The sequence below is a fragment of the Vicinamibacteria bacterium genome (genome assembly GCA_035620555.1).
GTDB lineage: Bacteria > Acidobacteriota > Vicinamibacteria > Marinacidobacterales > SMYC01 > DASPGQ01.
Genome location: DASPGQ010000392.1, coordinates 1 through 9,670, shown reverse-complemented (window position 1 = coordinate 9,670; position 9,670 = coordinate 1). Strand labels below are relative to the sequence as shown.

General features: G+C 65.0%; 8 protein-coding genes. 4 read left to right on the top strand and 4 right to left on the bottom strand.

All coding sequences use genetic code 11. The features are described from left to right. Both VEK15_15970 and argB read left to right on the top strand, forming a co-directional pair. On the top strand, nucleotides 1-940 hold a 940-nt coding region (locus tag VEK15_15970; GenBank protein ID HXV62198.1), incomplete at its 5' end, for an N-acetylornithine carbamoyltransferase. A gap of 57 nt (nucleotides 941-997) precedes the next feature. Further along, the gene (argB, locus tag VEK15_15965; GenBank protein HXV62197.1) at nucleotides 998-1,960 is read left to right on the top strand and encodes an acetylglutamate kinase; all 963 of its coding nucleotides are present in this window, start codon (nucleotides 998-1,000) and stop codon (nucleotides 1,958-1,960) included. 40 nt (nucleotides 1,961-2,000) lie between these two features. On the opposite strand, the gene VEK15_15960 is transcribed toward argB, so the two are convergent. Genes VEK15_15960 through VEK15_15945 form a run of 4 tightly spaced genes read right to left on the bottom strand, consistent with a single transcriptional unit; the run spans nucleotide 2,001 to nucleotide 6,756 of the window. After that, a complete protein-coding gene (locus VEK15_15960) occupies nucleotides 2,001-2,519 on the bottom strand; it encodes a sarcosine oxidase subunit gamma family protein (GenBank protein HXV62196.1) in 519 nt (172 codons plus the stop codon). Further along, entirely contained in the window at nucleotides 2,512-5,274 is a 2,763-nt protein-coding gene (locus VEK15_15955) for a glycine cleavage T C-terminal barrel domain-containing protein (GenBank protein ID HXV62195.1), read from the bottom strand. Before VEK15_15955 ends, VEK15_15960 begins: the two co-directional genes overlap by 8 nt. Further along, nucleotides 5,271-5,537, bottom strand: coding sequence for a sarcosine oxidase subunit delta (locus VEK15_15950; protein HXV62194.1), 267 nt, complete (start codon nucleotides 5,535-5,537; stop codon nucleotides 5,271-5,273). The genes VEK15_15955 and VEK15_15950 overlap by 4 nt, the downstream gene beginning before the upstream one ends. A gap of 1 nt (nucleotide 5,538) precedes the next feature. After that, nucleotides 5,539-6,756 (bottom strand): sarcosine oxidase subunit beta family protein, encoded by a 1,218-nt coding sequence (locus VEK15_15945; protein HXV62193.1) that lies wholly within the window; start codon nucleotides 6,754-6,756, stop codon nucleotides 5,539-5,541. Between the two features lie 151 nt (nucleotides 6,757-6,907). Between VEK15_15945 and VEK15_15940 the strand changes: the two genes are divergently transcribed. Both VEK15_15940 and VEK15_15935 read left to right on the top strand, forming a co-directional pair. Continuing rightward, the gene (locus VEK15_15940; GenBank protein HXV62192.1) at nucleotides 6,908-8,077 is read left to right on the top strand and encodes an ATP-binding protein; all 1,170 of its coding nucleotides are present in this window, start codon (nucleotides 6,908-6,910) and stop codon (nucleotides 8,075-8,077) included. A gap of 41 nt (nucleotides 8,078-8,118) precedes the next feature. Beyond that, a partial coding sequence (locus tag VEK15_15935) for a DUF3516 domain-containing protein (GenBank protein HXV62191.1) occupies nucleotides 8,119-9,670 on the top strand: 1,552 nt, incomplete at its 3' end.

Sequence of the window (9,670 nt, the reverse complement as noted above, 5' to 3'; positions counted from 1 at the left end):
CCTGGAAACGGCGCGCTGGCTCGAGGCGACTCGCCAACCACGCGCGCTCGAGGGGAAAGTGCTCGCGCTTCTCTTCCTGAGTCCATCGCTCCGGACCCAGGCGTCGTTTCAGGCGGCGATGGCGAGACTGGGAGGAAGCTCCTTCGTGATCTCGCCCCAGCACAATATCCATAAGCTCGAGACGCGACGTGGCGTCATCATGGATGGCGATGCGGCCGAGCACGTTCGCGAAGCCGTGCCGGCGCTTTGCTCCTATGCCGATGCCATTGGCATCCGTGCCTTTGCCCCGCGAAGGCATCTCGACGACGACGTCGAAGATCGTGACTTTCGCGCCCTCGTCGAGCTCTGCACCGTGCCTTACATCAACATGGAGTCCGCCATCCTTCATCCGACGCAGAGTCTCGCGGACTGGAAGACCCTGGATGAGCTCTCGATTCCCCGCGCCGGAGCGAAGTTCGTCCTCAGCTGGGCCTATCACCCGAAGGAGCTTCCTCTCGCGGTGCCGGCTTCGACCGTCGCCATGGCCGCGCAGAGAGGCATGGACGTGACCGTTCTGCGCCCCCCTGGCTTCGCTCTTCCCGAGCGCATCATGGCGAAAGCGCGCGCCCTCGCCGCAAGCTCGGGAGGCTCGTTGAGCGAAACGACGGAGCGCGCCGAGGCCCTCGAGGGAGCGTCGGTTCTCTATGCCAAATCCTGGTCGTCCACGACGCGTTACGGCGAGGATGAAGGAGAGCTTCGAAGAGGCCTCGCCGCGTGGCGTGTCGAGGAGTCGTGGTTCGGCAATGCTCGGCCGGACTGCAGGTTCATGCACTGCCTTCCGGTGCGAAGGGGAGTCGTCGTTCACGACGAGATACTCGACGGACCGCGAAGCGTGGTCCAGCTCCAGGCGAGAAACCGTATGTGGGGCCAGATGGCCGTTCTCCATCGAATGCTGGCCTGACTTGACGGTGAGCATGTGATGGAGCGAGCAAGCGTCTCACGAGAGGAGAAAGGTCTTATGCGCTCTCGCGACGAACGAGCGATCGTGGTCACCGCTTTGAAGCATGCGGCACCCTACATCCGTCTCTACAAGGGAAAAGCGTTCGTGCTGAAGGCCGGAGGTGCGATCTTCGGGGACACGAGCACGACTCGAGCCCTCGTCGAGCAAGTGGCGGTGCTCCACCAGCTCGGCATCCGGATCATCGTGGTCCATGGCGGCGGGCCTCAGTCGACCGAGCTCGAAGGCGCCCTGGGAATCACCACGCGTATCGTCGACGGCCGCCGGGTGACCGACGAAAAGTCTCTCGAGGTCAGCACGATGGTCCTCAACGGGCTCATCAACACCCGCATTCTCGCCGCGTGCCGCGACGTGCAGCTGCCGGCGGTCGGGATCAGCGGTGTGGACGCTGGATTCATCCGAGCCCATCGAAGGCCGCCGGTAACGGTACGGGGGAGTCGCGAGATGATCGATTACGGTTTCGTCGGCGACATCGACGGCGTCGACGTGTCCATGCTCCAGAAGCAGATCGATGCCGGGCTCGTGCCCGTGGTGAGTCCGCTATCGGCCGATCGAGACGGGACGCTCTTGAACATCAACGCCGACACCGTAGCCTCGGCCATTGCCGTTGCCCTCGGTGCGGAGAAACTCATTCTTGTTAGCAATGCGCCGGGCATCCTCTCGGATCCCGGTCGCGACGATTCGCTCGTCTCGTACCTCGACCTCGCCGGGCTGTCCGAGCTCGAACGGAAGGGAAAACTAGCCGAGGGTATGTTGCCCAAAGCGTCCTGCATCACTTCCGCCCTCCAAGGCGGCGTGCGCCGCGTGCATCTGATTTCCTACCGGGTACCTGATAGTCTGCTCCTCGAGGTGTTCACCAACGAAGGGACGGGAACGCTCGTCGTGAAAGACACGGCGGCTCTGTCCCTCGAGGAGTTGTCCTCGGTCGGCGGCCCGGTGTCGAGCGCGTCTCGCTCCCGGTGAGACCCGACGCGCGGGTGAGCACCCGGTCGCTTGACGCCGATCACGCCCCGGGGGAAAGACCCTCGATACCGTCGGCGAGCCACGAGACGACGTACGAGGCGAGCGAGGGCCGGACGAAGACCCAGTAGGCGGGGGTCTCGTCCCTCTGAGCGAGGAGGACGGGGGCTTTGGCGACGAGGGTCTGAGCACAATGGCCGCGCTCGAAGACCCGGGGGTGCAGATCCAGGGCGCAGCAGCTCGCGAGAACGTCCCGCGCCGAAGGACCCCGGAGCTCCACGAGTACCCGACTCGAGGATACGTCGATCGCGGCGCCCTCGTCCGCTCCGACCGCGCTTTCGAGCGCATCCTGGATTGCGGCCCGGGCGGAGCGAGGGCCGACCACGAGCCACTCGTCCGGACCGAGTCCGTAACAGTCGCCGGCGCGGGTGGCGACGAATCGGTTGACGTCGGGAAGCGCGGGAACCGAAAGATAGGTTGCCACGCGCGCGACCGCCCCCGCTCGAGCGCGCACATCGATCTGGGAGGGCGGCTCGAGGGGGAGGAGGGTGGTCTCAGCCATCGCGCCGTTCTCCGTTCCGGTCGTAGTGCACCGGGTCGACGAGCGTCACGGTGACCACGCGGTCCTCGAGGGGCGCTCGGAGCTTGTCTCCGTGTCGGGCTCGTCCGCCTCTCACCATGGCGAGGCCGAACGAACGGCCGAGCGCTTCGCTGAAGTGGCTCGTGGTTACGTGTCCTTGAATCGCGACGGGGGCAGAGGAGACCTGCGACACGAGGCCGGCGCCTTCGGGGACGACCTCCGTCGGTTCGTCAGGAAGGAATCCTACGAGCTGGTGTCGATCCGGTGCACGCAGGGCGGGAAGCGAGAAGGAGCGCTTCCCGATGAAGTCCTTCTTCTTGGAGACGAGCCAGGAGAGTCCCGCGTCGTCGGGAGTGGTCGTCCCCTCGGTGTCCTGTCCCACGATGATGTAGCCCTTCTCACTCCGGAGAACCTGGAGCGCCTCGAGCCCGTAGGGCTCGATCCCGAACGACTCCCCGGCGTCGAGGATCGATCGGAAGAGCGCCGCTCCGAGCTCCCACGGGACGCTCACCTCGAACGCAAGCTCCCCTGAGAAACTCACCCGGGCGATCTGAGCATCGGAAATCCCGGCGACCGTTCCCCGCCTCACGGAGAGAAACGGGAAAGCCTCCTTCGAGACGTCGAGCTCGGGAGCGATCGCCCGGATCACGTCGCGCGACCTCGGACCGACGACCGCGAGTGTCGAGAGCTGCTCGGTCAGGGACGTGACGAATACGCGGCGGTGGTGCCATTCGGTCTGGAGCCACTCCTCCATCCAGTCGACGACGGCGGCGGCGTGGCCGGTGGATGCGGTAACGAAGAAGCGATCCGCTCCGGTGCGCATCACGATACCGTCGTCGAAGATCGAGCCGTCCGGACGGCAGATCACGCTGTAGCGCGCCTTTCCCACCGGTAGCGACCCGATCGCGTTTGCGTAGATCTTCTCGAGAAACCACAGCGCGTCCGGGCCGCGCACGTCGATCTTCCCGAGGGTCGAGACGTCGATCACCGCGACCGCATTCCGCGCCGCGCGACACTCGCGCCGAACGGCATCTTCCATCGACTCACCCTTCCGCGGGTAATGGTTGGGACGGAGCCACTGGCCCGATACCTCGAAGACGGCCCCGAGGGCGACGTGCATTCCGTGGATCGCGGTCGTGCGGACCGGGTCGAAGCGCTTCCCCGTGGCCCTTCCGGCGAGGAGACGGAACGAGAGGGGCTCGATGGGAGGCCGGCTTCCCGACGTTCCCACTTCCCCGAGGGGACGAGCGGTGAGGCGTGCGGTCAGGGCCGAGGCATTCGCGCGCGCGCTTCTCCCCTGATCGACACCGGTGCCGATCACCGTATACCGCTTGACGTGCTCGATGTGGCGGATGCCGGTGGAAACGGCGCGCTCGATCCCGAGAACGGTGCCGTCACGGAAGAGGTCCACGAACGATCGCGACTCGTCGCCGTCGGGCGCGCGGACGTGCCACAGAGGAGAAGGAGCGTCCTCGGCAACGGGCTCTGCCGCGGGAAGCGAAACGTCGTTCGCGACGAATCCCGCGGAGACCAGCGCCTCCCGACCTGCCCGGGCGCCTCCGGAGAGACACTGCGCCAACGTCGTGCCCCCGTTCGCCGCGCCGGCGATCCATTGACCCGGAAAGCTCCCCAAGGGTGCCCGCCTCTGGAGGTGTAGGTCGACGAACGGCTCGAATCCCCCCGATACCGCGAGGAGGTCGGTCTCGATCTCCTCGGAGCCGACGCGCACCGCTCGAAGGCGACCCGAAGAATCGCCGAACGTCGTCCCCACGACCGCCTCGCGCAGCACGCGGACGCCGGCCGCGGCGGCCTTCTCCGGAAGCTGCCCCTTGCCCGCCGGCCGAGGGTCCACGACCGCTGCCACGTCTACCCCGGCGGCAATCCAGTCGAGCGCGGTCCGGTAGCCGTCGTCGTTCGTGGTGAAGACGAGCCCACGGGCCGGGGCAAGCGCGAATCGATTCAGATACGCTCGCGCGGCCGATGCAAGCAGGATTCCCGGCCGGTCGTTGTCCTGGAACACGATGGGCCGCTCGAGAGCGCCGGTCGCGAGAATGATCGCCTTCGCCCGCACGTGCCAGAGCCTCTGCTCGGGAAGTCCGGCCCGCTCGCCGGGAGAAAGCCGGCATCCGACTCGCTGGGCGACGAGGACCCCGTTCTGATCCAGCATGACCGAGGCGGTGGCGGAAGTGAGAACGCACGTCTCGGGGGTGGAGGCCAGAGTCGCGACAGATCGCTTTCTCCATTCGGAAAGCTCGCCGTCGCGGAGAAGAGCGCCCCCGATCTCGTCATCCGCTTCGACCAGAATCGTTCGAGCACCGGCAGCCGAGGTGACGAGGGCGGCGGCGATACCGGCGGGGCCCGCCCCCACCACGAGAACGTCACAATGGGCGTAGCGCTTGTCGAAACGTCCCTCGTCCTCCGCGCTCGAGACGACGCCTCTTCCATTCCGGCTCTCGGCGGCGAGGCCTTCGTAGAGTGCAACCGCGTTCATGCGCACGAGCGGCTCGCTCGCCCCTCCTGAGAGGATCTGGGCGAATCCGCTCGCTTCTTCGAGCCCGGCGCTCGAGATCCCTCGGGGCCTTCCGAACGACAAGCTCCTGCCCACGACGTCCACCCCAGCCCCGAGAAGTGCGGAGGCCAGCGTGTCGCCTTCGTAACCGTCGAGCACCTGGCCGTTCCAGGTAAAGCGAAGGGGCCGGTCGCGGCGGATGCGTCCGCCGAAAGGCAGCCGCCTCATGGCGAGCCTCGGGGCGGCTCCTCGAGCTCGGTCGTATCCAGGATCTCGTGCGTCAGCGTGTCCCGCCGTACGGTGAACCACCGCCGGCACCCGTGCGCGTGAACCCAGCGCTCGGTAAACGGCCCGGCGGGCGAGCTCCGATAGTAGAGGAAACGCGACCAGGTGCGATCGTCGGCCTCTTCCGGCATAGCGACTCCCTCTCCTCCGTAGCGGAACTCCGTCTCTTCCCGAGGCCCGCAGTAGGGACAGGTGATGAGGAGCATGTCAGTGGGCGACCGCCGCGGCGCCGTGCTCGTCGATGAGCGCCCCGGTCTCGAAGCGCGAGAGCGAGAACGCGCGGTTCAACTCGTGCGGCTCCCCGTGGGCGAGCGTATGGGCGTAGATGAAGCCCGAGACCGGCGTCGCCTTGAAGCCTCCCGTGCCCCAGCCACAGTTGACGAACAGGCTCTCCACCGGAGTCCGGCCGATGATGGGAGACGCATCGGGGCTCACGTCGACGATCCCCGCCCAGGTGCGGAGGAGATGAGCGCGCCCGAGGACGGGATAGAGCTCGAGCGCGGCCTGGATCTGCCATTCGAGGATCTGGAACGAGCCGCGCTGCGCGTAGGAGACATAGTTGTCGCGCGCCGCCCCCATGACGAGACCCCCGTTTCGGGCCTGGCTCACATAGACGTGGAGCAGTCCGGACATGACGACCGCGTTCAGCACCGGCTCGAGCCCGTCGGAAACGAGGGCCTGGAGCGGCGTGCTCTGGATGGGAAGATCGATTCCCGCCATCCTGGCGAGAAGGGGGGTGCGTCCCGCGCCCGCGAGGCCGACTCTCCCGGCCGCGATCTTCCCGCGCGACGTTTCGACACCGACGACGCGGTTCTTCCGGATGTCGAAGCCCGTGACCTCACAGCCCTGGAGGAGGTCGACTCCTTTCGCGCTCGCCGCCCGGGCGAGCGCGAACATCACGAGGTCGTGCCGGGCGATGCCTCCCCGCCGCTGCAGGAGCGCTCCGAGCACCGGGTAGCGGATGGATCTCGAGACGTTCACGATGGGGCAGAACTCCTGTACCTCCGCGGGCTCGAGCCACTCGGCGTCGATCCCGGAGAGCCGGTTCGCATAGACCGTGCGCCTCGCGTCGTTGACCTCCGTCTTCGTATGCGCGAGCTGGAGGAGCCCCCGCTGATCGAAGAGCACGTCGTACTCGAGCTCCGCCGAGAGCGACTCCCAGAGCTTCAGGGAAAGCTCGTAGAGCGGCATGCTCTCGTCCCTGAGGTAATTCGACCGGATGATGGTCGTGTTCCGGACGGCGTTTCCGTTCCCGAGCCACCCCCGCTCCAGAACGGCGATACTCTTGACGTCGTGGTTCTTCGCCAAGTAGTACGCGGTCGAGAGTCCGTGGAGGCCGCCTCCCACGATCACGACGTCATAGGCGGACTTCGGCTCGGGATTGCGCCAGAGAAACTCGGGATTCTGAAACGCCGGCTCCGTCACGGGACCTCGAAGAGACGAGCCTGATTCTACTTCCGATCGCGGGAAGAAGGTGAGAACGCACTAGCGTTTCTGTGCGCAAGAACGCCTAGGTTATTCGCCGACTGAGAATAACTCGAATATTGAAAATCATCAATTGATATGATGGTTTTCAATGATAATATGGGGAGTGTTGCCTCGTCCGGATGCTCTGGCTCGAGTCGAGCGGGCACTGAAGCTTTACCCGGCAGTGGCCCTGCTTGGTCCACGCCAATGCGGGAAAACGACGCTTGCGAGGATGATCGCAGACCGTGCCCCCTGCGAGTTCTTGGATCTCGAGAATCCGGTCGATCGTCGTCGGTTGTCGGCTCCTATGACAGCACTGGAAAGACTCACCGGACTCGTCATCATCGATGAGGTCCAAAGGCTTCCAGAACTGTTCCAGTTGATTCGGGTGCTCGTCGATAGACCGGCGAGCTCCGCGACGTTCCTGCTCCTGGGGTCCGCGTCACCTGGACTCGTGCGGGGCGTCTCGGAGTCGCTGGCAGGACGCATCGGTTTCGTCGATTTGTCGGGCTTCGACCTCGGAGAAACGGGCGGTGAGAGTCAGCATCGACTTTGGACGCGCGGCGGGTTTCCTCGCTCGTTTCTGGCGACCGATGATGCCACGAGCCTGGATTGGCGCAACAACTTCGTCCGCACCTTTCTCGAGCGGGACATTCCCCAGTTGGGGATCACGATACCCGCCGAGACCCTCCGGCGCTTCTGGACGATGGTGGCCCACTACCACGGTCAGATCTGGAATGCGGCAGAGCTCGCGAGATCACTCGGCGCATCGGAGAACACCGCGAGAAGCTACCTCGATATTCTCGCCGGCGCCTTCATGGTTCGCGTTCTCCCTCCGTGGTTCGTGAACATCGGCAAAAGACAAGTGAAATCTCCCAAGGTCTTTTTGCGCGATTCTGGCATCTTGCATGCTCTTCTTCAGATTGGAACGCTCAAAGACTTGGAGGCCCATCCCAAGCTCGGTTCATCGTGGGAGGGCTTCGGCATCGAGCAGGTCATCGATTTACTCGGGACTCGTGACGCGTATTTTTGGGCGACCCACAGCGGTGCCGAGCTCGATTTGCTCGTGATGCTCGGCGGCAAGCGTTACGGTTTCGAGTTCAAATATCAGGATGCCCCGAGGAGAACCCGATCGAAGCGGATCGCTCTCGAGGACCTCGGGCTCGAGAGACTGTGGGTCGTCTACCCGGGGTCGCGGGAGTATCCCCTGGATGAGCGAATCGGCGTCGTTCCCCTGGCAACCATTCCTGGACTGATCGACTCGATGAAAACGTCGTAGCGCACTGGGACCGGCTCCTCCAGCTGAGCCACAATACATCCATGGCCAGTCCTCTCTACGATTTGCTGCCGCGAGGCGAGGTGGGAATCGACGAGCTCCTCGGGCGATTTCTCGACTACGTGGAAGAGCTGGGCCTCGCGCTCTACCCCGCTCAAGAGGAAGCGATCCTGGAGCTCTTCGAAGGCAAGAACGTCATCCTGAACACACCGACGGGGTCGGGGAAGTCTCTCGTCGCCTCGGCCATGCACTTCGTCTCGCTCGCGCGCGGGCAACGATCCGTGTACACCTGTCCCATCAAAGCGCTCGTCAACGAGAAATGGATGGCTCTGTGCCGCGAGCTCGGCCCCGAGAACGTGGGCCTCGCCACCGGGGACGCCACCGTCAACCGCGAGGCACCCGTCTTGTGCTGCACTGCAGAAATCCTTGCCAACATCGCGCTCCGTCACGGAGGGGGGGCCGCGATCGACGACGTCGTCATGGATGAGTTCCATTGGTACGCGGACCGGGACCGGGGTGCCGCCTGGCAAGTGCCGCTTCTCACTCTCCCGCGGACGCGATTTCTCCTCATGTCGGCGACCCTCGGCGACGTGACGTTCTTCGAGGAAGAGCTCACCCGGCGAAACGGTCGGCCCACCGCCACGGTGAAGTCCTTCGAGCGGCCCGTTCCCCTCGAGTTCGCTTATTCGGAGATTCCTCTCGCCCAGGCCGTGGAAAAGCTCGTCTCCGAAGACAAGGTGCCAGTCTACGTCGTGCACTTCACTCAGAGAGACGCCGCAAGCAGCGCGCAGAGCTTCACCAGCCTCAAGGTCACGACGCGCGAAGAGAAAAACGTCCTGGCGGCCGCGATCGAAGGCTTTCGCTTCACGAGTCCCTATGGCCCCCGGGTTCGCAAATGGCTCAAGCACGGAATCGGATTGCACCACGCGGGGCTCCTGCCCAAATACCGAGTGCTCGTCGAAAAGCTCGCCCAGCGCGGGCTTCTCAAGGTCATCTGCGGAACGGATACGCTCGGGGTGGGCATCAACGTGCCCATCCGCACCGTGCTCTTCACGCGGCTTTGTAAATTCGACGGCGAGAAGACGGCCGTGCTCTCCGCCCGGGACTTCCACCAGATTGCTGGCCGGGCCGGAAGGAAGGGTTTCGACGAGAGGGGATTCGTCGTGGCGCAGGCGCCGGAGCACGTCATCGAGAACCTCAAGCTCGAGGAGAAAGCGAAAGGGGGCAAGAAAGTCGTCAGGCGCAAGCCTCCCGAGCACAACTTCGTTCACTGGGACCGGCAGACGTTCGAACGGCTCGTGGGCGCGCCTCCGGAACGTCTGACCTCACGTTTCACGGTGTCGCATGGAATGCTTCTCAACGTCCTGGCGCGACCGAGCGACGGGTGCCGCGCGATGCAGCGCCTCATTCGCGAAAGCCACGAGGCGGACGGGGCAAAAAGAACGCACTTCGCCCGGGGATGGCAGCTCTTCCGCTCGCTCGTAGCGCGCGGCATCGTCGAGATCGTCCCGCGAACGGCCGGGGGCTCGCGGTTGCAAGTGAACGTGGAGCTTCAGGAAGACTTCTCGATGGACCAGACGCTCTCGCTCTATCTCA